The following is a 24,111-nucleotide window of genomic DNA, read 5'->3' as shown; positions in this document are numbered from 1 at the left end:
AACAAGTCGTACCGGCGCGCCGCGAAGCGGAGCCTGGCGCTACTAGCTGACTTTTACTAGTTGTCCGGCGTTAAGCGTTTGGTAGCCGGCCGAGATAACTTCATCGCCGTCTTTCAGCCCGCTGGTAACTTCCTGCTTGCCGGCGTAGGTCTGGCCGGTTTTGATGACGCGCTTCTCAGCCACGGGCTTGCCGCCGGCCTGGCCCACTACCAGCACGTAGGCGTTTTGCTCGTCGTGCTGAATCAAATCCACGGGCAGCACGGTCGCGTTCTGCTTGCCATAGTTCTGGATGCGCACGGTGGCCACCATGTTGGGGCGCAGCCGGGCGGCCGGGTTGTCGGGCAGGCGCAGCTCCACGGTAAACGTGCGGCTGGTGGCCGAAATGGTGCGGCTCACGGTGCGCACGGTGCTCGGGATTTCCTCATTGCTCAGGTCGGGCAGCGTCACCAGAGCCTTGTCGCCGGCCTTGATGCTGCCCGCGTAGGCTTCCGACACGTCGGCCAGAATTTTGCCGCCCTTGCCGCTGTTGAGCTGCACCACCGGCGCGCCGGGTGCCACGGTTTCGCCCAGCTTAGGCAGCACGTTATCGACTACCCCCGCGTAGGGCGCCACTACATTATACAAAGCCCGCTGCTGATTGAGGGTCACGAGATTGCGCTGCAAGCCTTCGTAAGCATTCTTAGCTTGCAGATACTGAATTTCGGTGCCAATCTGCTGCTTCCAGAGGCCGGCCTGCTTTTCATACACGATGCGGGCCAGGTCCAGGCGCGTGCGCAGCTCGGCAATGCTGGCATCCAGGATGCTGGCATCTACGGTGGCCAGCACCTGGCCTTTGCGCACGTGGTCGCCGCGCTGCACCCGCATGCTGGTAAGCGTGCCGGCGGCGCGGGCGCTCACGGTCGCGTTCTGGTCAAAATCGACGCGGCCCTGCACTTCGAGGTAACCGTTAAAGTTCTGGGGGGCCACCTTCAGCACCGACACGGGCACGGCGGCGTTGGCGGCCGCCGTTTTGTCGGCCCCGGTTTTGGCTTCGAGGTCCGTGATTTTGGCCTGGGTAGCGGCCTGGTCAGCCTTGAGCTTGGCCAGCTCGGCGTTGGGGTCTTTCGTGCCGCCGCAGGAAAATAAGCTGATAGCCAGTAGCGGAAAGCTGATAGCTTTTGTGAGAGTGCGCGTCATATAAAAGAAAGTCTTTTCAGGAAAAAGCCAACAGTTACTACTTGTCAGCTAAGAGCTTAGGTAAGTTATTTGGACTGCGTGTACAGCTCGCCAGTGGCCTTGTCGCGGTCAACCTTGGCCACCAGCACATCGTAGATGGCGGCGTAGTAGTTGGTTTGCGACTCACGCAGCGAGGTTTCGGCCGTGATGACTTCGATGTTGGAGCCTACCCCCGCGTTGAACTTGATGCGCGTGACGCGGGCCACGTCGGCGGCCAGGTCGAGGTTAGCCTTCTGGTTGTCGAGCACGTCGAGGGCGTTGATGAGCGTGGTGCGGCTCTGCGCGTCCTGTAGGTCAATGCTTTGGCGCAGCGTCTCGAAGCCGCGCTCCAGCGTTTGCTGCGCAATGCGGGCCTGTTGCACCTGGTACTTGCGCCGAAAGCCATCAAACACCGGAATGTTCAGGGCCAGACCCACGTTGCCAAAGCCAAACCAGTTCTGATTAATCTGCCCCGCCGAGTTGGTGGAGTTAGGTCCGCGAAACGCCAGAAAGTCCTTCGCCGTGAGTCCCGAGCCGCTGAAGCCGTAGGCGGCCGTAAAGTTGAGGGAGGGGTAGGCCCCGGCGAGGCGGTTGCGCAAATCCAGCCCGGCTAGCGCCTGCTGGGTTTGCAGGGTCGAAAACTCGATGCGGTTGTTGTAATTAAACAGCGCCTGGGCCTGAATCGGCTGGCCAGTGTTGAGGCCGGGGGTAGGCGGCGCGTTGTTGTCGGCGGGAGTAGCGGCGGGCTGGGCGGGCAGCGGGCTGGCCCCGTCCACGCCCCCGCCGGTGTTGAAGCTAGCCACGCCCAGGCGCTGGCGCAGCGCGGCGGCATCCACCACAGCCGCGCCCAGCGAATCAGTCAGCTGAATGGGCTGCGCCTGGGGCAGGCCCATCTGAAACTTGAGCAGCGCCACGCTCAGCTCGGTGAGGCGCTGGGCTTTCTGCTGCTCCACCACCAAGTTGTTGCGCTGCACGCGCAGGCGGTCCACGTCGAGCTTCTCGGCGAAGCCTGCTTTGAAGGTCTGGTTGGTTTGGTAGAGCACTGTGTCGAGGCGCTGCACGTTGCGGGCCAGCAGCGCCAGCCGCGAGCGGGCCACCAGGGTGCTGTAATAGGCCTTGCTCACCTGCTCCACCACGTCAATCTCGGCCTGCTGCGTCTGCTTCTTGGCCAGGTCAGTATATACCTTAGCTGCCTTCAAACCAATGAGATAACCGCCATTGAAAAGCTGCTGCGTGAGCGAGGCCGAGGTGTTGCCCGCGTATTGCAGGCCGAAGGCCACGGGGGTAGGGGCCGTAACGGGTGCCGCGCCGTAGGCCGGTGTCAGCGTCACGTTTTGCCCGGCCTGGGCACTGGCAATGTCGGCCGGCGTGAGGGTAGTACCATTGAGTAGCGGCCCGGCAAAGCTTCCAAAGTTCACCAGGCTCTTTTGCAGCTTGAAGTTGTCGGCCACGTTGGCTCCCAGGTTGAGTTGCGGCAGGCCTTGGGCCTTTACCTCGCCCACTTTAGCCGCGGCCGTTTGCTCGGCCAGCCGCGTGGCCAGCAGGCTCGACTTGTTCTGCACGGCATAATGCACGGCCTGCGTGAGGCTCAGGGCCATCGGGCCGCTAATGGGCTGGGCGTGCAGGGCCGCCGGGACTTGGGCCAGGGCCGGGGTGCCCGGCCCGAGCGCCAGCGCCGCAGCGGCCAGCAAAGCCCCCAGAGTAAGGTTTTTCATGGTTTTTTAAAAGAAGAATGCTACTAAAAAGGCCTGCTAAACAGCCTATTCTTCCTCCGTAATGTGTTGATACTTATTGAAAAGCCGGTGCCCTTTGAGCGTGGCAACGCCGAGTAGAAAATGTTCGTCAAACACCTTGTTCACCCGCACGGGCGCAAACTGGGCGGGTGGGTACAGGTCGGGGTCGAAGGCCAGCTCAATCTGAGCCAGGTTGAGGCGGGCCAGCACCTCCACGTCGAGGTCGGGCCGAAAGAGGCCTTCGGCGATGCCCCGGCGCAGGTTGCGGGTTATCTGGTCAAGAATGAACGTGGTTTTGTGGGCCGAAAACAGGGCCCAGGCCGAGGGGTAGTACTTGCGCAAGTCGTGGAAAATGCTGGGGTGGATGTTGCTGAACTGCTGGTCGGCCCAGGCCGAAATAGTCAGCATCTCCTGCACCGCGTCGCCCGCGCTGCTCGCGAACCGGGCGCATTCGCCCTGCGCCTGGCAGAGGTGGTTAGTCATCACGCCCAGCACTATTTCGTCCTTGTTGGTGAAGGTTTTGTAAAGGGTTTTCTTTGACATGCCCAGGTCGGCGGCCACGTCGTCCATGCTCACGCTCTTGATGCCGTTGCGCAGGAAGAGTGCGGCGGCGCGGGTAATGATGCGGTCTTTATTTTCCATGATTGGCCCGGCAAAGATACGACGGAAACTTCTGGTGATTCCAAAGTTTCCAAAGTTTCTTTTGCCTTTTTCCAATCGGCTGGGCTGCGGTTACCGTGACGGGTTCAGGCCGCGTTTACTTTAAGCGCGGCTAAAAAAAATACGTGCAGCGGCTGGCGGCTGGGGCTGAGTTGCTTACGCGCACAAAGCTAATTAAATTGGCAATAACATCCAAGAGATAATTGCTAATATTTTTGGCTTATCTGAGATGGCCACTAATGCGTGAGCGCAGGCAATACCTTTGCGGCCATCTCCGCATTTACTCAATCCGTATGAAAATCCGCGTTGGCTTCGGCTACGACGTTCACCAATTGCAGCCCGGCCTACCCTTCTGGCTCGGCGGCATTGAGGTGCCGCACACCCACGGCGCGCTCGGCCACTCCGATGCCGACGTGCTCATCCACGTCCTTTGCGATGCGCTGCTGGGTGCCGCCAACCTGCGCGACATTGGCTTCCACTTCCCCGACACCGACCCGCAATACAAGGGCATCGACAGCAAAAAACTGTTGGCCCACACCATGCGCCTGCTGCGCGAACAGGGCTACGAGCTGGGCAATATCGACTCGACCATCTGCCTCGAAAAGCCCAAGGTGAACCCGCACATCCCGGCCATGCGCACGGCGTTGGCCCAGGTGATGGGGGTAGGCGAAGATGCTATTTCCATCAAGGCCACCACCACCGAAAAGCTGGGCTTCGTGGGCCGGCAGGAGGGGGTAGCGGCCTATGCTACGGTGCTCATCCACCGCGTAGGGTAAGCTTTAGCTTGCCGCATATTTCTCATTCCTGGCAGGCTGAAGCCTACCCTAGATTCTTATGAAGTACACGCTGTTAGTACTAGCTGCCCTGGCCCTGCCCGGCGCCGCGCTGGCCCAAACCGACAAGGTGAAGGTTAAAGTCAAGACGAAAGCCCAGCCCGTGGGGCAATACCCGGACGGCATCGCGCCGCACGGCTCCGTGCCCGTGCCCTACCCGCTGACCGACCCAAAAGACGTGGGCATCCGGCCGCATGGCCCGGTGCCGGCACCACCCACCGACTACGCCGTGCCCTACGCCGACCGCTACATCACGCAGGAACACCTGCGGCGCGACCTTTCGGTGCTGGCTTCGGATGAGTACGAAGGCCGCGAAACCGGCACCAAAGGCCAGAAAATGGCGGCTGCCTACATCAGCAAGCAGTTTGCCGCCGACAGCCTGGTAGCACCCGTGACGGCCAACCCGGCCAATCCCTACCTCCAGACCTTCGGCCTGGAGCGCAGCGCCTGGCAGCCGGGCGGCACGCTCACGGCGGGCGGCAAGGCCTACGAGTGGCTCAAGGATTTTTACGCCTTTGGCCGCTCGCCCTTCGAACAGGCCACGGCGGTGCAGCCCATTTTCCTGGGCTACGGCATTGAGCAGGGCGTGTATTCTGACTACGCCGGGCGCGACGTGACCGGGAAAGACATCATTGTGCTGCTCGGCGAGCCCCGCACGGCCGACGGCAAGTCGGTGCTCAGCCCCGACGGCAGCCCCACCAAGTGGAGCGTCGATTTCCGGGCCAAGGCCGCGCTGGCCGCCCAAAAAGGTGCGCGCAGCATTTTCTTCGTGAGCCAGGAAACGGCTGATAAATTTGAGAAAACTACGGCCCGCCTCGCCCCGCGCGTGATGCAGCCCACCATTGCCTTTGCCGACCAGCCGGGGGGTAGGGCACCGGCTTTTTTCCTGTCGCCGGCGCTGGGCCTCAAGCTGTTGGGTGCCAGTGAAGCCGCCGTGCAGCAATACGCCACTGCTACGGCCGCCGCGCAAAAGCCGGTGGCCAGCAAGTTTCGGCCCGTCAAGTTCAGCCTCAGCGCGCCGCAGCAGCGCAGCATCGTGACTACCGAAAACGTGCTGGGCTTCTTGCCGGGCACCGATTTAAAAGACGAGATTCTGGTCGTGTCGGCGCACTACGACCATCTCGGCATCATTGGCGGCGAGGTGTATAACGGGGCCGACGACGACGGCTCGGGCACGGTGGGCATGCTCAGCATTGCGCAGGCCTTCGCCAAGGCTTCCCGCAGCGGGCACGCGCCGCGCCGCAGCATTCTGTTTTTGGCCAACACGGGCGAGGAAAAGGGCCTGCTGGGCTCCGAGTATTACACCGACCACCCGGTGTTTCCGCTGGCCAACACCGTCACGGACCTCAACATCGACATGATTGGCCGCACCGACGCGGCGCACGCCGGCAAGCCCGACTACGTGTACGTGATTGGCAGCGACAAATTATCGTCGCAGCTGCACGCAGCCTTACAGGAGGCCAACCGCGCCCACGGCAACATCGACCTCGACTTCCGCTTCAACGACCCCGCCGACCCCAACCGGTTTTACTACCGCTCGGACCACTACAACTTCGCCAAAAAGGGCATTCCGGTGGCGTTCTTTTTCAACGGCGTGCATCCCGATTACCACCAGGCCAGCGACGAGATTTCCAAAATCGAGTTCAACAAGCTGGAGGCGCGGGCGCGGCTGGTATTCTTCCTGGCCTGGGATTTGGCGAATCGGGATGCCCGGCCGGTGGTGGATTCGAATAAGCAGTAGGGGAGTTTTCGCACAGAGTTCACGGAGTTACACAGAGTTTTTATGGAATTAAATAAGCTAACGGAGAGTATCTTATCGGCAGCTTTTCGGGTGCATACTGTGCTGGGTCCGGGCTTACTGGAGTCTGTTTATGCTGCGGCCTTGGCCTATGAGTTGAATAAGAGAGGATTGCTGGTAGCTACTGAAGTAACTATTCCGGTGCTGTATGAAGGAGTTGATTTGGGGCTCTCTTTTAGAGCCGATATAATTGTGAATGAGCGAGTGATTCTGGAATTAAAATCTGTGCAGGCATTAGCCCCCATTCATTCCAAACAACTCCTAAACTACTTAAAACTAACCGGGCTGCCAGCTGGCTTGTTACTCAACTTCAATACGATATCTCTGCGCGACCAAATTGTGCGCCTCGTAAACTAAACTCTATGTAACTCCGTGAACTCCGTGCGAAAATGAAGTCCGAACAATTTCTCAAAGACGCGGATAAAAAGGCCTTCGACCTCGAGCACCGCCGCAAAATCCGCTTCAACATCGGCAAGTACGATGCGGCCGTGAGCGCCGGCCTGCTCCACTACCAGGACCACGAGCTGGCCCGCGCCCGCGCCGCCTACCGCAAGGCCCAGGTGCTCGAAAAGCTCGATGAGTACCTGCTCCAGTTCGAGGCCGCCTTCACTGCCAGGGGGGGTAGGGTGGTGTGGGCCAACGACGCCCAGGAAGCCCTGGCCGAAATCGGCCGCTTCACCGAGGCGCGCGGGGCGCACACCGTGGTGAAGGCCAAGAGCATGACCACCGAGGAAATCCACGTCAACCACTATCTGAAGGGTAGGGGCATCGAGTCGGTCGAAACGGACCTGGGCGAGTACATCGTGCAGCTCAACGGCGAGCGGCCCTACCACATCGTGACGCCCGCCATGCACCTGAGCAAGGCCGACATCGCCGATATCTTCGTCAAGCACCTCGGCATCGCGCACACCGACGACGCCCAGCAGCTCGTGCTCACCGCCCGCCACCTGCTGCGCGACAAGTACACGGCGGCCGAAGTCGGCATCACGGGCGGTAACTTCTTATTGGCCAAAGAAGGGGGGGTAGCGGTGACCGAAAACGAAGGCAACGCCCGCCTCTCGGCCACCTTTCCCGGCCTGCACATTGCGGTGGTGGGCATCGAAAAAATCATCCCGCAGCTCACCGACCTCGACCTGTTTTGGCCGCTGCTCAGCACCAGCGGCACCGGCCAGCAAGTCACGGTTTATAACACCGTGTACTTCGGCCCGCGCCAGCCTGGCGAACCCGACGGGCCGGAGGAGATGGTCGTTATTCTGCTCGACAATGGCCGTACCAACCTACTCGCTAAGCCCGACCGCCGCGAGGCGCTGCGTTGCATTCGCTGCGGGGCCTGCCTCAACGTGTGCCCGGTGTATAAAAACATCGGCGGCCACACCTACGAAACCACCTATTCCGGCCCCATCGGCTCGGTCATCAGCCCGCACCTGAGCGGCCTCAAAGAACACCAGCACCTGAGCTTTGCCAGCAGCCTGTGCGGGGCCTGCACCAGCGTGTGCCCGGTGCGCATCAACCTGCACAACCTCTTGCTGCTCAACCGCCAGCAAAGCGTGGCCGAGGGCTACAACGCGCCGATGGAGAAGCTGGCCATCAGCCTGTGGCGCTGGAGCATGCGCCACCGCTGGGCCCTCGACGTGCTGCCCGGCCGCCTCAAAGATTTCAGCCTCGGCTACCTGCTCGACCAGGCCGGCTGGCGCAAGCGCCGCGAAAGCCTGCAAGTGGCTGAGAAGTCGTTTCGGGAATTGTGGCGTGCCAGCCACTAAAATTTGATTTAAAAACCGGAAGTATTTTGCCTAATTTGTGAATTGATTCATAAATTAGCCCAATCAATTACTATTTAAGGCAAAATAATGCCGGATGTTTTTCAGGTGTTGCGTGAGCAAAGATTTCATCTTGACCTGACTCAGCAGGAAGTAGCGGAGTTGAGTGGAGTTTCAGTGCGCTTACTACGTGAGCTGGAAGCCGGCCGCGCCAACCCCGGCTTGCGCCAACTGGAGAAAATCGCGGCGGTGCTGAATCTGACGCTCACGCTCACGCCTAAAGCTAATGAAACCGCAAGCCGCTGAGGTACTGTTTAATGGCCGGTTGGCGGGCATATTGCGGCGCACGGGCGCGCAATATTCTTTTCGCTACCACGAGGCGTACTTGCAGGCCGGCCTACCCCCTATCAGCCTCACGCTACCCAAGCGCCCCGAGGCATTTGTGTCGCCCGTTCTGTTCAGTTTTTTCTACGGCTTGCTGGCTGAAGGGATAGCCAAGCAAATTCAATGTCGGGAATTGAAAATTGATGAGCGTGACCACTTTACGCGGCTGCTCCGCACGGCGCATACCGAAACCATAGGGGCAGTTACGATACGCGAGATTTTACCTGATTTATGAACACCTGTGCCGGCTGCCTGCGCCGCCTTAAGAAGGCAGAAATAGATTTCTGTGCTGCTTGCTGCCAAGAGCTTTTCGACGGGTCCGCGATACTGGCAGAATTGTCTTTTACCCCGCCCGCTAAGGCGACTTATGAAGAACAGCAGCAGCTACGTGAGTTGACGCGCCAGATTTCGGTATCAGGGGTGCAGGAAAAATTTTCGCTCCGGCTGGTGAGGGAACCGGATGCACCGCACTTAGCCCTAACGGCGCGGGGCGGCCAATATATTTTGAAACCAGTGCCGCCCAGCCCCTTTCGCGATGTGAAGGAATTGCCAGCTAATGAGCATTTTACCATGCAGCTGGCCCGGCAGGTATTTAAGCTGCCTACTGCTGCTTGCGCAGTAATGCACTTTGCCGATGGTAGCCCGGCCTACCTCACTCGGCGCTTCGATGTGCAGCCCGATGGCCTGCGGCTGGCCCAGGAAGACTTTGCGCAGCTAGGTGGGCGCACTGAGCAGGAGCACGGCGATAATTATAAGTACGATTTCAGCCACGAGCAAATGGCTCATCTTATTCGCCAGCATTTGCCAACTAATTACGTCGCAGAATTAACTCTTTTTTTTCGTCTCATCCTCTTCAACTACCTGGTCAGCAACGGCGACGCGCACCTCAAAAACTTCTCGCTCTACCGCCAGCCCGATGGCGAATACGGCCTCACGCCCGGCTACGACCTGCTCAACACCAGCCTGCACGTGAACGATGGCAACGGCCTGGCCCTCGACCTGTTTGCCGACGATTATGAGACGCCCAGCTTTGTGGCCAATGCCTTTCTAGCCTGCGATGACTTCCTGGAATTTGGCCGGCGCATAGGGCTGCCGCCCAGCCGTGTGCGCCGGGTGCTGGCCGACATGGCCGGCCACGAAGACGCTACCGACAAGCTGCTGCGCCGCTCCTTTCTGACGCCCGCCATGCAGGATGCCTACGCCGCCAGCCTGGCCGCGCGCCGCCAGCGCCTGCGCTATTCGCTGGCGGGTAGCAGCTAAGCGCGGCATTGGTCCGTACAACGGCCCATGTTTTTATTTTTTGAACAAGGACTGCGCGGGCTGGCCGGGCTGGCGGGCGGCGTGCTGATTATTACTACCGTGTCGGCGGCTATTCGCTCGTTTGTGCTGCCGCGCAATGAGTCGGTGCGGCTCAATGTCTTCGTGTTTGGCGGGTTGCGGGCCCTGTTCAACTTCGCGGCGCGCCATGCGCGCAACTATGCCCGGCGCGACCGCATTCTGGCGCACTACGCGCCAGTGGGGCTGGTGGCGCTGCCCATTGGCTGGCTAGCGCTGGTAGGCCTGGGCTACACGGGCATCTACTGGTCGCTGGGCGTAGCCGACTTCACCAAGAGCTATGAGCTGAGCGGCAGCTCGCTACTTACATTGGGTACGGCCAAGCAAAACGGCTTCTTGGTCAACGTGTTCAGCTACTCCGAAGCCACGCTGGGACTGTTGCTGCTCACGCTGCTTATCTCGTATCTGCCCACCATTTACCAAGCATTTTCGCGCCGCGAAGTCGTAGTGGCCCAGCTGGAATTGCGGGCCGGCGTGCCCGCCTCGGCGGCGGGCCTGGTGCTGTGGCTGGGGCACGACCAGGATTTTTTGAACGACGACGCCCAGTGGCTGCACTGGGAGCAGTGGCTGGTCGAGATTGACGAAAGCCATACCTCGCTGCCGGTGCTGGCCTTTTTTCGCTCGCCGCAGGCAGGCCGCTCGTGGGTGCTGGCCGCCGGCCTCATCCTAGACGCAGCCAACCTGCTGTTTTCGGCCCTCGACGTGCCCCGCTCGCGGCAGGTCGAGCTCACGTTCGCGGCCGGCGTGCTGGCTCTGAATCGGGTGCATCGCTTCTTCGACCGCAAGTCGGGCACCGCGCCCGCCGAGCTGCGCACGCCCGAAGAAATGGCCGCCACTACCCCCGGCCGCGCCGAATTTGCCGATGCCTGGCAGGCCCTGCGCACGGCCGGCCTACCCCTACGCACCAGCGAAGAAGCCGCCTGGCAACACTACCAGGAGCGCCGGATGCGCTACGAGCCATCCCTCAAGTTTCTGGGCGCGCTGCTGATGACGCCGCCTACGCTGGAGTAGCGCGAATTGAGTAGCGCGAACCGGAAAGTTCGCGCTACTACCGGCCTACTCGTCGGGCAGAATGTTCACGTCCTGCACCAGCACCAGCTTCTCAATTTCCCTACCCCTCTTCGTGTTGGCCAGGCCGCCGAGAGCGGTTTCCTTGTAGCGGGTTTCCATGCTCTGGCCCACTTCGCCGAGGGCGGCCACGCATTGGTCAACGGGAATAACCGGGTCAACGCCCGCGATGGCAATCTGCGCCGACGAAAACGCGATGGCCGCCGCCGAGGCGTTGCGCACCACGCAGGGCACCTCCACGAGGCCCGCCACCGGGTCGCACACCAGCCCCAGCATGCACTGGATGGTGATGGCCACGGCGGCGAACGTTTCGTCCACGCTACCCCCCAGGCAATACACGATGGCACCCGCGCCCATCGCGGCCGCCGAGCCGGTTTCGGCCTGGCAGCCGCCCACGGCCCCGGCCAGCGAGGCATTTTGCTCAATAATGAGCGCGATGCCGGCCGCCACCAGCAGGCCTTCTAAAATCTTGTGGTCGGTCAGCCCATGAATGCGCTGGATGGTGGTGAGCACGCCCGGCAAAATGCCCGACGCGCCGGCCGTGGGCGCGGCCACCACGCGGCCCATGCACGAGTTCACTTCTTTGGCTCCCAATGCGCTTATTATCAACTGCTTAAATTCTGGCGAAAGCACCGTGATGGGCGAAGCGGCAATTTTCTTGGCCCCGTTATTTATCATGCCCGAGCGCGAAGTCATGTTGCCGGTCTGGCCCTCGTGCACGGCCTCGCGCATCACGTCGTAGGCCCGTTGCAAAGTAGGCCAAATGGCCTCCTCGGTAGCGCCCTTCTGCTCAATCTCGTAGGCCAGCACGGGCTGGTAAAGCGGCTCGCCGGTAGCCGCGCAGTGCGCCTGCCACGAGGCAAAATCAGTGAATAAGAGCGACATGACGGGGTGGGAGGGGGTAGGAAAAGGTTAGCGGGATGAAAGATAAACGAGATGAAAGATAAAAAAGAATGGCTGGTTCGTTAAACGCAGAACGTCATGCTGAGCCTGCCGAAGCATCTCGCTCGCATCGTTGAACTAGTACTCCAACGACGCGAGCGAGATGCTTCGACAAGCTCAGCATGACGTTCTTTCAGCAGGACGTTCTTAATTAAAAAGTGCGCTTGCTACGCGGCTGGCTCCTTGGTCGTTACCAGCTTGATGCTGGCCGAATTGATGCACAGACGCAGGCCGCTGGGCGCCGGGCCGTCGGGAAACGCGTGGCCCTGGTGCGCGTCACACACGTTGCAAAGCACCTCCACGCGGGTCATGCCGTAGCTGGTGTCTTTTTTGTATTTGATGGCATCTTCCTCCACGGGCTGCGTGAAGCTGGGCCAGCCGGTGCCGCTCTCAAACTTGGTGCGCGAGTCGTAGAGCGGCGTGCCGCAGCACACGCAGGCGTAGAGGCCGGCCTCGTGGGCTTCGCAATATTCGCCGGTGAAGGCGCGCTCGGTGCCGTGCTCGCGGGTTACGTGGTACTGCTCGGGGGTGAGCTGGGCTTTCCATTCGGCCGGGGTCTTTTCGACGCGGCGGGGGGGGGTAGGGGCGTGGTTGGCCAGGCGGATAACGTCGTTCCAGGTTTGCATAAAATTACGTGCTAGGGTGTGTTAAGGGTAAAACGTATGCGGTAGCGCAGGGTTCATTTCCGGTGGTCAGGCCCATTTTTCAGCCAGCGCCAACCCCGCCGGCCAGTCACCGAAGCCGCTGGCGGCGTTGATGTGGCCGGCCGGGCCAATGTTCACCAGCTCACTGCCCCAGGCCTCGGCAAACTGCCGGGTGCGCGCCAGGCTCGCCCACTCGTCGGTGGTGCTGGCCACCACGATGCTCGGAAAAGGCAGCCGCTGCAACGGCATCGGCCCAAAGCCGGTGGTAGGAAAGGTGGCGTAGCGCGCCGTATCTACGTCGCTGGGTGCCACCAGCAGCGCGCCCTTGATGCGGTGCCCATGCGCGGCCGCCCAATGCGCCACCGTGGCGCAGCCCAGGCTGTGGGCCACGAGCACCACGTTGGCCAGGTCCTCGCCGGCCAGCGCCTGCTCCAGGGTAGCTACCCATTCGGTGCGGTCCGGGGCGTCCCATTCGCGCTGCTGAATGCGGGTGAAAGCCGGGTTTTCCCGCTCGAAGTACGTCTGCCAATGCGCCGGCCCCGAACTGCCCAGGCCCGGCACGATAAAAAAGCGTGTTGTTCTTTGCATCGCTAAAAGTAGCCTGCCGAGGCTGTTTTGCGTAAAATTCTGCTTATGAAACTCCTCTCCGCCGCCCAAATCCGGGAACTCGACCAGGCCACCATCCGCGAGCAGCGCACCACCTCCACGGCCCTGATGGAGCGCGCGGCCATTGCCCTGGCCGGCTGGCTCTCCCAGCACTTCACCCCCGCCGAGGCCGGCAAAATCCTGTTGCTGTGCGGCCCCGGCAACAACGGTGGCGACGGCCTGGCCCTAGCCCGCCTGCTCCACGGGGCCGGCTACGCCGTGCGCCTGGGCCTGCTGCCCGCCCCGAAATACTCCGACGACTACGAGTACAACCACCACGTGCTGCCCAAAGTCATCCCCATCATCGAGCTGAGCGCCGAAGCCCTACCCCCCATCCAGCCCGGCACGCTGGTCGTGGATGCGCTGTTTGGCACCGGCCTCAGCCGCCCGCTCGCTGGCGTGGCCGCCGCCGTGGTCAAGCACCTGAACGACAGCCAGGCCCGCGTGGTGGCCGTGGATTTGCCCAGCGGTCTGCTGGCCGACGCGCCGCAGCCCGACCCGGCCGCACCCGTGGTGCGGGCCGCGCACACCATCAGCTTCGGGCTGCCCAAGCTGGCGTTTCTGCTGCCGCAAAATGCGGAGTTCGTGGGCGAGTGGCACGTGGTGGATATTGGCCTGAGCCCCGATTTTATTGCGCAAGCCGATACGCCCTGGCACCTCACCCGCATGCCGGGGGTAGGCGGCTTCGACGCCGCGCTGGCCGCGCCCGCGCCCGATGTGACGCTGCCCAAGCGCGGCAAGTTTGCTTACAAAAATACCTTTGGCCACGCGCTGCTGCTGGCCGGCAGCCGGGGCAAAGTGGGTGCGGCCGTGTTGGCGGCGGGCTCGTGCCTGCGCGGGGGGGTAGGGCTGCTGACGGTGGCCGTGCCCGGCTGCGGCTACGACATCATCCAGACCACCCGGCCCGAGGCCATGTGCCTGCCCGACCCCCAGGCTGACTTCATCAGCGAATTACCAGAAATAAAAGATTACCAGGCCATTGGCATCGGCCCCGGCCTGGGCCAGGAAGATGCCAGCCGCACCGTGCTGGAGAAGATTCTGCGCACGGCTACCGTGCCGCTCGTCATCGATGCCGACGCGCTCAACCTGCTCGGGGCGCACCGCGAGCTGCTCGATTTGCTACCCCCCGGCACCGTGCTCACGCCCCACATCGGCGAGTTTGCGCGCCTCACCGAGAAGACCCAGGACGACTACCACCGCCTCGATTTGCTGCGTGAATTCGTGCGAAAGCACCAGTGCGTGGTCATTCTGAAAGGCGCCTACACGGCCGTGGCCGCGCCCGATGGCCAGGTGTATTTCAACACCACCGGCAACCCTGGCATGGGCACCGGCGGCAGCGGCGACGTGCTCACCGGCCTCACGCTGGCCCTGCGCGCCGACCAGCGCCTCGACGCCCTCACCGCCGCCCGCCTCGCCGTGCTGGCCCACGGCCACGCCGGCGACCTCGCCGTGGCCCACACCGGCGAAGCCGGCATGATAGCCGAAGACCTGGTAACGTACCTCGGCCCGGCTTTGCAGGCCCTCACGCGCTAGCCGCCTAGTGCCAGGGCAGTAGGTAGCTGGCCTGCACCTGCCCGCTCAGGCTGTAGGCATCGCGGTAGCCGTAGGTGCTATATAAATTGTCGTGCGACTGGTTGAAAAGGGTGTCGGCGTAGCGCAGCTCGATGCCCGCGCCGCAGTGCCAGCGGTAGCCTACGGCCGCCACTGCCGAAAACTCCCAGCGCTGGTAGAAGCGCAGGTCGGTATTCACGTTTTCGGTAATATCCGGCGAGAACCCGGTGGTGTTGGAATAATCATGAAAGCGAAACACATTGCGCGCGTGCACCAGGTAGCCCACCTGCGGCCCTACCACCGCAAAAAAGCCGCCGTGCGTGAAGCCCAGCAGCAGCGGCAGCTTAATAAAGTCGGAGCGGAGGGAAGACTTGTAATCAGTAGCGGAGTGATTGAACCGGTAGCCCTGCTGGCTATAGAGCAGCTCGGGCTGGAAAAACCAGCGCTGCGCGGTGCCCAGCGGCACCGTGGCAAACACCCCGCCTACCCCCCCTACCAGGGGCGAAACGGGGTAGTCGCTGGTGCCGGGGCCCGTGATGGTGGAGAGGGTGGCCCCGGCCTTGAGGCCAAACCGCACGGACGACCCCGCCTGGGCGTGGCCGAGCAGGGGAATAGCCAGCGCCCCGAGCGCGAGAGGAATAAGAAGCTTCATTTGTTTATCAAAATAGAAGGAAGATTAACAGAAAGAGCGGCCCGGTTCTCCGATGGTTGCAAATGCTCCAATGCATTGCGACCGCGCCGGGGGTAGGGCACCGCGGAAGTAGTCGCCGCGGGCCGGAAAAGTGGGCGTGCGTGACGAAGAAATTAGTTTGAATACAGCTATTTATGACTCAAAAAGTGTTCGCAAAAGGGTGCTGAACCTGCTCAGTATTTCTTGCTGACTCGCACGTACACGCGGCGGCTTTGCGGGTGGCCGGCCGGGGGCGCGGTGCGGGTCGGGGCCTGGCCGTAGCCCTCGGCGGCCACGCGACCCGGCGCGACCCCCAGTTTTAGCAGCTCCCGGCGGGCGGCATTGGCACAATCGGCACTGACTAACAGGTTTTTATCAGCGCTGCTTTGGTCGTCGGTATAGCCGCCGAGCTTGAGAGCGGCGTGAGGAAAAGTCTTCAGAATAGCCGCCAGGTTTTGAAGCTGCACCTCCGACTCGCGCGTGAGCGTGGCCGCGCCGGGGGTAAAATGCACCTGGCCGAGCAGCAGCCAGCCCTGGGTTTTATCAAGGCTCACCGTTTGAGCGGGGTCTTTGAGAAAATGATACAGCCGGGCCTCGGCCGAGTTGTTGCTCACGCGCAGCCCGGCACCGCCCGCGAGCGGCAGGGTAGCGCGCCCCGCGATGTACACCACGGGGTCGTTGCCGGCCGCTTCGGGGCGGGCGGGCGTGGCCGGGGGTGTTGGCGCGGGGCGCGCCGGCGGGGGCGTGCCGGGGCTCCGCAGCAGATACAGCTGCGTGGCGGCAATCCCGAGCACCAGGGCGAGCAGCGCCAGCAGCCACGGCCCGCGAGGGGCAGCAATGAGGGTAGGCGGCCCCGGCCGCGGCTTGGGGCGTGGCGGGGGGGTAGGGCTTTGTGGGCTGCCGGACGTTGGGGCGGGCGGCGGGGCAGGGGCCGCCGCGGGCGCTTGGGCGGGGCGATGAAGGGGAACCGCCGCGCCCGCCGCCCGGCCGGCCAGGTCCTGGCCCATGCCCTCGGGCAGGTTACTCAGCGCGCCCACAATGGGCGGGGCCTGGCTAGCCAAGCAGCTGGCCAGGCCGGGTGCATCCAGGGTGTGCTGCACCGCGTAGCGGCCCAGCAAGCCCAGGCCCACCGGCACCGCCAGGCCCAGGAGCTTGGGCACGGTGGCGAGCCGCACCCCGGCCTGCTGGCTGATGTGCGCCACCATCGCGTCGTAGTTCGGCCCCAGCACCGTGCGCAGCAGGCCAGGGCCGGGGCCAGGCAGGCTACCCTCGCTGCTGGCAGGAGCGCCCGCCGGGTCATTCACTTCCCCAAGCAGGTCGCTAAAGTTGGCCAGCGGGTCGCGGCGATGCACCCGATACACGCGGGCAAACAAGTCGGCCGCCCCGCCGGGCTGGCGCGTGCGTGCCAGCAGGGCACCCAGGGCCACCGGCACCACCCGGTGCAGCGCCGTGCTCACGCTGCTCTCGCTCTCGCCCAGGGCCGTGCTAATCTGCCGCAAGGTGCTGCCAATAAAATAGTTGTGCGTAAGCTCAAGCAAATCTGGGCTCATGGAACAGGCAAAAGAAATGAGGCGCAGGCAGATTACGTAGCCGGCTGGCTACCAGCTGAATTTGCCAGGTTTTTAGCGTTTCCCGCAAAATGCTACATAATCGTGCCTGAATGCAACTTGGTAAGGGTGCAGGGTGCTTTCCAGGCCCGTCGGCCCGCCAGCAGCTTCGGCCGTGCGGGCAGGGGTAGGGCTGCGTGCCAAGATACTCCCAGCTACGCGAAAAATGCCTTCCCGAGGCTCAGGAAGGCACTTTTGCGTAGCTAGACCCAAGGCGGCGGGCTACTTCTTGGTTACCCGCACATCGACGCGGCGGTTTTGGGCGCGGCCGGCGGGCGTGTCGTTGCTCGTGAGCGGGTGCTCCTGGCCGTAGCCTTCGGCCATGACGCGGCCCGGCGCGATGCCGTGGGCAACTACGGTCATGCGGGCGGCGTTGGCGCGGTCGGCACTCAGCAGCACGTTCTTGTCAGCCACGCCGGTGTTATCGGTGTAGCCACCCAGCTTAATGGCGGCGTTGGGGAAGGCCTTGAGGATGGCCGCCAGGTTCTGGAGCTGCACCAGCGACTCGTTGGTGAGCGTGGCCTTGCCCGTGTTGAAGTACACCCGGTCGAGGCTAATCCAGCCCTGGGTTTTGTCGGTGCTCACCGTCTGGCCGTTGTCGTTGAGGAAGTTAAACAGGCGCGCCTCGGTCGAGCTGCCACCCACGTTCAGCACCGTGCCATCGGGCAGCTTCACGGTAGTAGCGGCGCCGGTGTCGTAAACGTAGTTGCCGGTTTTCTCATCGTAGCGGCCAGTGGGCGCGGCTGCCGGGGCGGCGGCCACGGTCCGGGCCGTGTCGGCGGGCATGGTGGTGGCTGCCGGGGCCTCGGGCGTTTGGTTGCGGCTGCGCACAAAGTACAGCACCGCCGCCAGCGCCGCCAGCGCCAGCAAAATCCAGGGCCAGCGGTTGGGGCTGGCCACGGCGGTTTCCACGTCGCGGGTTGTGTTGCGCACGGCGTCGCCGGTGCGGTTGGCTGCGGCGGCTACCGTGCTACCCACCTGGCCGGCGGTATTAGTAGCGGCCGTGCCCAGGCCCAGGCCCGATAGCATCGGGCTTAGGCCACCCGGCAAGTTGCCGAGCGCGCTCGTAATACTGCCGCGCTGCTCGCCCAGGTAGCTGCCCAGGCCGTTGGCATCCAGGTTGTTCTGGCTGGCGTGGCGGCCCAGCAGGCCCAGCACCACCGGCACTGCCATGCTCAGCAAGCTGCTCACGGTAGAGGAGCCAACCCCGGCCTGCTGGCCCACGGCCGCCACGGCGGGCGTGTAGCCACTGCCCATCACCGAGCGCAGCAGGTCGCCGCCCCGGCTCAGCAGCCCGCCATCGGCGGTGGGGGTAGTGGCGGGGGTGTTGCCCAGCCCGCCCAGCAAGCCGCTCAGGTTGCCGAGCAGGCCGCTGCTGTGCGCTTGCTGGGCCATGCCCAGGAGGTTGGCGGCCCCGCCGGGCTGCTGCGCGTGGGCCAGCAGCCCACCCAGCGCCAGCGGCACCACACTGCGCAGCGCGGTGCCAACCGAGCTTTCGCTCTCGCCCAGGGCGGCGCTCGTCTGGCGCACGGTATCGCTGGTAAAGTAGTTCTGAACGAGGTCTAACAGGTTCTGACTCATAGGTAAACAAGGGTGAAAGTGAGGTGTGCCCTGGCTTACGTAGATAGGCAGAACAGTGGCGAAGCCGTATGCTGTTTTTTTTGAGCGCCTTATCTTTAAGCATGGCTAGCTTGTTAAAATTGCTTGGGCGAATACTCCGCCCGGCAGAGGCACCAGCTTGCCCACCCTACCCCCGCCCACCGGCGCTAAAGCACAAAGTAGGCCACTGCCTGCACCACCAGCACGCCATCAGTGAGCAGGGCAAAAAAGTAGTCGCCCCGCGCCTCTCGCGCGGCCAGGATAACGGCCGCCGCCAGCGCGGTCGGCAGCAGCACCGCCAGCGGCGCGGCCCCGCGCGCCAGGCCCAGCGCCGCGGCACCGGCCAAAAAGCCCAAGGCCACGACCTTGGACCCGCCTACCCCCAGCTGGGTAGGGAAGGTGCGCAGGCCCGCCAGCTGGTCGCGGCTGTAGTCCCGAATGTCAAACACGATGGCCAGGGCCGTTACCAAGCAAAACCGCTGGGCCAGCAAGCCCTGCACGTCGGCCAGCGGCTGGTGCAGGGCCAGCGCGGGCAGGCCGCCGGTCACGGCCGTCCACACGCCCGCAATCAGAAACACCTTCAGCAGCGGCACCTCCCGGATGGCGCGCCAGCGGCCCCGCCACGGCAGCAGCGGCCACGAGTAGCCCACGGCCAGCGCCGTGAGCGGCACCAGCAGGGGTAGGAAACGCAGCCAGCCGTCGGTGAGCAGCAGGTAGGCATCGACCAGGGCGGCCGCGCCGGCCAGCACCAGCATGGCCGGGCGGTGGTGCTGCTGCCAGGCCTTGCGTCCCGAGGTGCCCGGCGGCTGCCGATGCTTGAAAGGCAGCGCCGCGTCGAGATTATAGGTGAGCAGCGTGGCCGCGAACACCAGCACCACCACGTGCGGGCCGGCCGGGCCGCCCAGGCCCGGCCACTGGCGCAGCGTAGTCGCCGTTTGGGCGGCGGCGGCGGCCGCCAGCCAGGCACTGCTGTAAAGCAGGGCGTCGAGCAGGCGCAGGGGTAGGGCGCGGCGGGCGGCGGGCATTCGGCGGGAAAAAATGAGGGTAGCAACCCGAAAAAACGTCATGCCGGACAAAGCGCGGCAGCTCTACTGGTCCATCCAACGATGCGGTAGAGCTGCTGCACCTTGCTCAGCATGACGTTCGGGGGTAGGCCAACTGGCGAGCCAGCCGGGCCGGCAACGGGACCTTACTTTTTGGCGCGGTCGCCAAACGTTTCCTCATACAGCGTAATGCTGGCGTCGATGATGCGGTAAGCATCTTCGCGTCCCAAGAACTGCTTCACCACTACCTGCTTGTTTTCCAGGGCTTTGTAGTCTTCAAAAAAGCGCTGCATTTCCAGCATCATGTAGGGCGGCAGGTCGGCCAGCTCGTTGTAGTGGTTCACCGACACATCGTGGGCGGCCACGGCGATGATTTTGTCATCCTCCTCGTCCTGGTCCAGCATCTGCATCACGCCGATAACCTTGGCCTCGACCAAGCACATATGCGGAATATCGACCGAGCACAGCACCAGAATATCGAGCGGGTCGTGGTCGTCGCAGTACGTCTGCGGAATAAAGCCGTAGGCGGCGGGGTAGTGCACGGCCGAAAACAGCACGCGGTCAAGCTTGAGCAGGCCGCTTTCTTTATCGAGCTCGTATTTGCCCTTGCTGCCTTTGGGAATTTCGATGACGCCGGTGACGGTAGTAGGGAGGTTTTCGCCGCGCGAAACGTCGTGCCAGGGGTTGAATTGGGACACTTGGAAGGAGGAGGGAAGAGTAAACTAAAAAAAACTACGTTACGAAAGAACGCGACTAATCGCCGAACTGCCTAGCGAAGCACCTCCAGCAACGGCGTGCCGCTGGTGCCGCTGGGCTCCTGAATGTGCAGGTAGCGGGCCACGGTGGGCGCGATATCCACGATTTTGACCTCCTCGGCCGACTCGCCGTGGCGCACGTGCCAGCCCCACCACAGCAGCGGCACGTGGGTATCGTAGGCCCAGGACGCGCCGTGCGTCGTGCCCTTGATGACGGGGTAGGAGTAGGCTTCGAGCCAGCCCGGCGACAGCACAAACAGCACGTCGCCCGAGCGCGGGGCGTAGAAGCCGTTGGCCTGATACATGCCCAGGCCCACCGGCCAGGAATTGCGCTGCAAGTCGATGGCCGAAATGGCCTGCGCGATGTGCAGCTGCTGGCGCAGCACTTCGGCTACCTCGTTCTGCACCTTGGCCAGCTCCAGCTTTTTCTCCGCCAGCAAGGGCCGGTTGAGGTACACCTGCTGGTTTTCCAGGTCCACTACCCATTTGCCGGGGCCGTGGGCGCGCACCAGGGCGCGCTGCACCGAGTCGCGCAGCGGGGCCACGCCCACGCCGCCGCCCGGCAGCTGGTGCGCCTCCAAAAAGCCGGCGGCTTGGTCGGCCCCGTGGTCGGCAGTCAGGAACACCAGCGCCTCGCTCTTACCCACCTGTTTGTCAATAACATCGAGCAGGCGGGCCAGGTCGCGGTCGAGGCGCAGGTAGGTGTCTTCGGTTTCGATGGCCGTGGTGCCAAACTGGTGCCCCACGTAGTCGGTGCTGCTGAAGCTGAGGGCCAGAAAATCGGTCTGGCCGCGCTGGCCCATCTGCTCCTGGCGCAGGGTTTCGATGGCAAAGTCGGCGGTGAGCGAGTTGCCGAAGGGCGTGGAGCGGATGAGGTCGAGGTTGCGGGTGGGGGCGGTGGAGGCGGGCCGGTTTTCACCCGAAGCCTTTTCGGCAGCCTTCACGGCGGCGGGCGTCACGGCGCTCAGCGCGGGCAGGTCGTGCGGAAAAACCGGCCGGGTTTCGCCCTTGAAAGCCGCCTCCCAGGGCACGTCGTCGGGCGTGCTTTCGGTGTAGTCCGCAATGGGCAGCAGCGTGTTCCAGGGCTTGCTGAGGTACTCGGCCGCGTGGCCGGCGCCGTTGAACTTGTTCACCCAGTCGGGCAACGCCTGGGTGTAAAACGTGCTGCTGATAAAAGCGCCGTTGCTGCCATCGTACCAGTAGGCGGCGTTGGCGGCGTGGCCGGCGGGCAGAATGCTACCCCGGTCCTTGATGCAGACGCCAATGACCTTGCTCTGAAAATTGGTGGCCAGCCGCAGCTCGTCGGTGATGGTGGTGGCCAGGTTGTGGCGCGGCGACATCTGCCCCGCCGCCGCCGTGCCGCCCACGGCCTGCACGGTTTTGTCGTCGGTCACATAGACGGTGTGGCCCGTTTCGCGCTCATACCAGTTGTTGCCCACGATGCCGTGGGTCGAGGGGGTAGTGCCCGTGTAGATGCTGGTGTGGCCCGGCCCGGTGTAGGTGGGCACGTAGTTGTAGTGGCAGCTCTCGTAGCTAAAGCCCTCGCCCAGAAGTCGTTTGAAGCCGCCGCTGCCAAACTTATCCCAGTAGCGGTAGAGGTAGTCGTAGCGCATCTGGTCGATTACGATGCCCACCACCAGCTTGGGGCGGGGTAGGGCCGGGCCTTTTTTCTGCGCCAGCGCGGGCAGGGCCGGCAGGGCCAGCAATAGCAGCAATCCGAGTTTTTTCATGCGAAAGCCAATAAAATGCGGCTCGCAAAGATACCCGCCGGCCGCCGGGCCGTACAGCGGCGCACGTTTCCCTTTCGTTACCCGACTATGCCTGACTTACAAGCGCTCATTTTTGACATGGATGGCGTGCTCATCCACAACACGCCCGTGCAGGCCCGCGCCTTTCAACTGCTGTTCCGCGACCTGGGCCTTACCACCAACGCCCGCCGCCTGCTGCGCTGTCTCAACGGCATGCCCGCCACCGAAATTCTGCAAAGCGTTTTCCGCCACGAAGTGCCCAAAAAGCAGTTAGAAGAATACGCTGCCCAGCGCGAATTTCTCTACCGCACCCTCTACTGGAGCCAGCGCCAGCCGCTGGCCGGCCTGGTCGAATTTCTGACCGCCGCCCGAGCCGCCGGCCTCAAAATCGGCCTCGGCACCGGCTCGGGCGGCCCTACCCTCGCCTACATCCTCGACCACCTCGACCTGCGCCGCCACTTCGACGTGGTGGTGGGCAAAGACGACGTGCGCCAGGGCAAGCCCCACGCCGACACCTACGCCGTAGTGGCCCGCAAGCTGGGGGTAGGGCCCGCCCACTGCCTGGTTTTCGAAGACGCCACCTTGGGCGAACAAGCCGCCTACCGCGCCAAAATGGCCTGCGTAGGCGTACTTACTACGCTGAAAGCGAAGGACTTTCAGGCCCCGCTCACCGTCATTAACGACTATACCGGGCTGACGACTGAGCGGCTGCGCGAGCTATTTGCGCAAGCCGGGTCAGTGCCCAAGCCACGCAAGGCGCTGGCGTAGCGGCGGCGCCTGCTTTTTACATCTTGTAAACGACCGTTTGCATCATGTAAAAGAGCTTACGACTTTACAGATTACACTAGCTGATGTCTAGAAGTTTCGATGTGTAAGCCCTACTATAGCCTTATTTTCTATTAAAATGATTTAAACGAATCAATAGCCTTAGTAATAGGAAAGCTATACCTAGGCTGATTAGTAACACCAATGTGTAACCAAAAGAACTAACCCAATAGGAGGTTGAAAATAGGAAAACCATAGTTCGGTAGGGAAGATTAATTAAGGGATAGTTAAGGTTCCTACGCCATGACTAGGAGATAGGGTACCTGTCAAAGTTACTTGGCTACTCCATATGTCTCCTACGACTTTTTGATAAGTCACAGTGAAGTAATAAGTGTCTGAGTTTGCATCATATCCTGTTAGTGTCCCATCGCCTATTTGGGTTAACTTAGTGAGCCATACTACTCCATTTAGAGTCACTTGAACCTCATTGAGTTGATGAGTATTTGTATCAACGTCCACATACACGTTTACAACTTGGTATAAACTTGGTTTAATAGCAAGAACAGCCGCGTAAGTACCTATTTTAGGTGTCTGAGGCGTAACCGAGGCAGACATAGTAGCAATACCTGTAGGGAAGCTCGTGTTTCCGCCAGCGCTACCGCCATAACTCCCCCCGCCACTCCCTCCGCCAGTTCCACCACCTCCTTGACCCCCTCCACTTCCTCCACCTCCGTCATCTCCACTAGGAGGGGGAACCTTAGTTTCTATTGGCCGGTGACCGATGACAATTACTGGGCCTAAAGCAACATCATTGGTGCTGTGAGTAGTAGTAGGGGAAGGTGAAGATAAAACGGGTGCTGGTAACTCCTGTCGTTGGCAACTACCCAGAATAGTAAGTAACGCTGCATTAGCTAGCACTTTAAAACCTGCATTGGAAATCTTTCTCATGTTTGGAATAAAAAAATGTTGAACGGTCATACTTAAATAGGCCTTCTTATAGCAGCAAGGAGTCAAACTTACTCTAAGGACATATCATATATAATATGTCGCTGAATTTTAAGCAGATGTCATTTTCATGCGGCCCAAAAAGCTAGGTTTAATAAACCAACTGGCTGTTTCTTTTTGGACTGTCTTTCTGAACCCTGTTTGCTGGACTAATTAGCTAAGTGGGCTGCAAGACTTACAGGGTCAATAAGTTACGGCTTTCCGGACCTGTTTCGAAACAGCTTACAGTAATTTTACCCCCTCGCTACTATAAGAAGGCCAAATAGGAAAGGTCTTGCTATTTACTTTTCAAGTACGCTAGTTAAAGCTATGCCCTTTAGGGCAAGACTTTAGTTGCTACTCACTTTTGCCGGTCTTGTTCAGGCAAGGCTGTTT

The 24,111-nt window shown here is 62.1% G+C and carries 22 protein-coding genes; 10 read left to right on the top strand and 12 right to left on the bottom strand.

What is annotated here, in order from left to right:
- Positions 1-42: 42 nt before the first annotated feature.
- The 3 genes from A0257_13135 to A0257_13125 form a co-directional block, all read right to left on the bottom strand.
- On the bottom strand, positions 43-1,176 hold the full coding sequence (locus A0257_13135) for a hypothetical protein (GenBank protein ID AMR27941.1): 1,134 nt from the start codon (positions 1,174-1,176) through the stop codon (positions 43-45).
- 65 nt (positions 1,177-1,241) lie between these two features.
- The gene (locus A0257_13130) at positions 1,242-2,909 is read right to left on the bottom strand and encodes a hypothetical protein (protein ID AMR27940.1); all 1,668 of its coding nucleotides are present in this window, start codon (positions 2,907-2,909) and stop codon (positions 1,242-1,244) included.
- Between the two features lie 45 nt (positions 2,910-2,954).
- Positions 2,955-3,569, bottom strand: coding sequence for a TetR family transcriptional regulator (locus A0257_13125; protein ID AMR27939.1), 615 nt, complete (start codon positions 3,567-3,569; stop codon positions 2,955-2,957).
- A gap of 311 nt (positions 3,570-3,880) precedes the next feature.
- Here A0257_13125 and A0257_13120 point away from each other — a divergent pair, with 311 nt between their 5' ends.
- The 8 genes from A0257_13120 (at position 3,881) to A0257_13085 (ending at position 10,705) form a co-directional block, all read left to right on the top strand.
- Positions 3,881-4,363 carry a 2-C-methyl-D-erythritol 2,4-cyclodiphosphate synthase gene (locus tag A0257_13120; GenBank protein ID AMR27938.1) on the top strand — a complete coding sequence of 161 codons (483 nt, stop codon included), beginning with the start codon at positions 3,881-3,883 and terminating at the stop codon, positions 4,361-4,363.
- A 58-nt stretch (positions 4,364-4,421) separates the two neighbouring features.
- Positions 4,422-6,161, top strand: coding sequence for a peptidase M28 (locus tag A0257_13115; protein AMR27937.1), 1,740 nt, complete (start codon positions 4,422-4,424; stop codon positions 6,159-6,161).
- 42 nt (positions 6,162-6,203) lie between these two features.
- Positions 6,204-6,575 carry a GxxExxY protein gene (locus tag A0257_13110; protein ID AMR27936.1) on the top strand — a complete coding sequence of 124 codons (372 nt, stop codon included), beginning with the start codon at positions 6,204-6,206 and terminating at the stop codon, positions 6,573-6,575.
- A gap of 32 nt (positions 6,576-6,607) precedes the next feature.
- Complete coding sequence (locus A0257_13105; GenBank protein ID AMR27935.1) at positions 6,608-7,978, top strand: [Fe-S]-binding protein; 1,371 nt, start codon at positions 6,608-6,610, stop codon at positions 7,976-7,978.
- A gap of 87 nt (positions 7,979-8,065) precedes the next feature.
- Positions 8,066-8,281 (top strand): hypothetical protein, encoded by a 216-nt coding sequence (locus A0257_13100; GenBank protein ID AMR27934.1) that lies wholly within the window; start codon positions 8,066-8,068, stop codon positions 8,279-8,281.
- The gene (locus A0257_13095; protein AMR27933.1) at positions 8,262-8,594 is read left to right on the top strand and encodes a hypothetical protein; all 333 of its coding nucleotides are present in this window, start codon (positions 8,262-8,264) and stop codon (positions 8,592-8,594) included. Before A0257_13100 ends, A0257_13095 begins: the two co-directional genes overlap by 20 nt.
- Before the next feature lie 158 nt (positions 8,595-8,752).
- Entirely contained in the window at positions 8,753-9,619 is an 867-nt protein-coding gene (locus tag A0257_13090; protein ID AMR27932.1) for a hypothetical protein, read from the top strand.
- 27 nt (positions 9,620-9,646) lie between these two features.
- Entirely contained in the window at positions 9,647-10,705 is a 1,059-nt protein-coding gene (locus A0257_13085; GenBank protein ID AMR27931.1) for a hypothetical protein, read from the top strand.
- A 45-nt stretch (positions 10,706-10,750) separates the two neighbouring features.
- Here A0257_13085 and A0257_13080 read toward each other — a convergent pair whose 3' ends face one another.
- The 3 genes from A0257_13080 to A0257_13070 form a co-directional block, all read right to left on the bottom strand.
- Positions 10,751-11,647, bottom strand: a complete 897-nt coding sequence (locus A0257_13080; GenBank protein ID AMR27930.1) for a serine dehydratase — start codon at positions 11,645-11,647, stop codon at positions 10,751-10,753.
- Positions 11,648-11,871: 224 nt separating this feature from the next.
- A complete protein-coding gene (locus A0257_13075; protein ID AMR27929.1) occupies positions 11,872-12,330 on the bottom strand; it encodes a peptide-methionine (R)-S-oxide reductase in 459 nt (152 codons plus the stop codon).
- A gap of 66 nt (positions 12,331-12,396) precedes the next feature.
- Positions 12,397-12,936 carry an alpha/beta hydrolase gene (locus tag A0257_13070; GenBank protein ID AMR27928.1) on the bottom strand — a complete coding sequence of 180 codons (540 nt, stop codon included), beginning with the start codon at positions 12,934-12,936 and terminating at the stop codon, positions 12,397-12,399.
- Positions 12,937-12,981: 45 nt separating this feature from the next.
- Here A0257_13070 and A0257_13065 point away from each other — a divergent pair, with 45 nt between their 5' ends.
- Entirely contained in the window at positions 12,982-14,526 is a 1,545-nt protein-coding gene (locus tag A0257_13065) for a hypothetical protein (GenBank protein AMR27927.1), read from the top strand.
- Between the two features lie 4 nt (positions 14,527-14,530).
- On the opposite strand, the gene A0257_13060 is transcribed toward A0257_13065, so the two are convergent.
- The 6 genes from A0257_13060 to A0257_13035 all read right to left on the bottom strand — a co-directional run bounded on the left by A0257_13060 (position 14,531) and on the right by A0257_13035 (position 21,948).
- Positions 14,531-15,196, bottom strand: a complete 666-nt coding sequence (locus A0257_13060) for a hypothetical protein (GenBank protein AMR27926.1) — start codon at positions 15,194-15,196, stop codon at positions 14,531-14,533.
- 212 nt (positions 15,197-15,408) lie between these two features.
- Complete coding sequence (locus tag A0257_13055) at positions 15,409-16,764, bottom strand: hypothetical protein (protein AMR27925.1); 1,356 nt, start codon at positions 16,762-16,764, stop codon at positions 15,409-15,411.
- Between the two features lie 279 nt (positions 16,765-17,043).
- On the bottom strand, positions 17,044-18,402 hold the full coding sequence (locus A0257_13050) for a hypothetical protein (GenBank protein ID AMR27924.1): 1,359 nt from the start codon (positions 18,400-18,402) through the stop codon (positions 17,044-17,046).
- 185 nt (positions 18,403-18,587) lie between these two features.
- Positions 18,588-19,487, bottom strand: a complete 900-nt coding sequence (locus A0257_13045; GenBank protein AMR27923.1) for a hypothetical protein — start codon at positions 19,485-19,487, stop codon at positions 18,588-18,590.
- Positions 19,488-19,609: 122 nt separating this feature from the next.
- The gene (locus tag A0257_13040) at positions 19,610-20,161 is read right to left on the bottom strand and encodes an inorganic pyrophosphatase (GenBank protein ID AMR27922.1); all 552 of its coding nucleotides are present in this window, start codon (positions 20,159-20,161) and stop codon (positions 19,610-19,612) included.
- 71 nt (positions 20,162-20,232) lie between these two features.
- Entirely contained in the window at positions 20,233-21,948 is a 1,716-nt protein-coding gene (locus A0257_13035) for an alkaline phosphatase (protein AMR27921.1), read from the bottom strand.
- 15 nt (positions 21,949-21,963) lie between these two features.
- On the opposite strand from A0257_13035, the gene A0257_13030 reads away from it, so the two are divergent.
- Positions 21,964-22,734: a hypothetical protein gene (locus tag A0257_13030; GenBank protein ID AMR27920.1), complete on the top strand. Its 771-nt coding sequence runs from the start codon at positions 21,964-21,966 to the stop codon at positions 22,732-22,734.
- The last annotated feature ends 1,377 nt before the right edge of the window (positions 22,735-24,111 follow it).

The organism is Hymenobacter psoromatis (assembly GCA_001596155.1).
GTDB lineage: Bacteria > Bacteroidota > Bacteroidia > Cytophagales > Hymenobacteraceae > Hymenobacter.
Note: the sequence above shows the minus strand (reverse complement) of the source record. Positions and strands in the feature narration are given on the sequence as shown.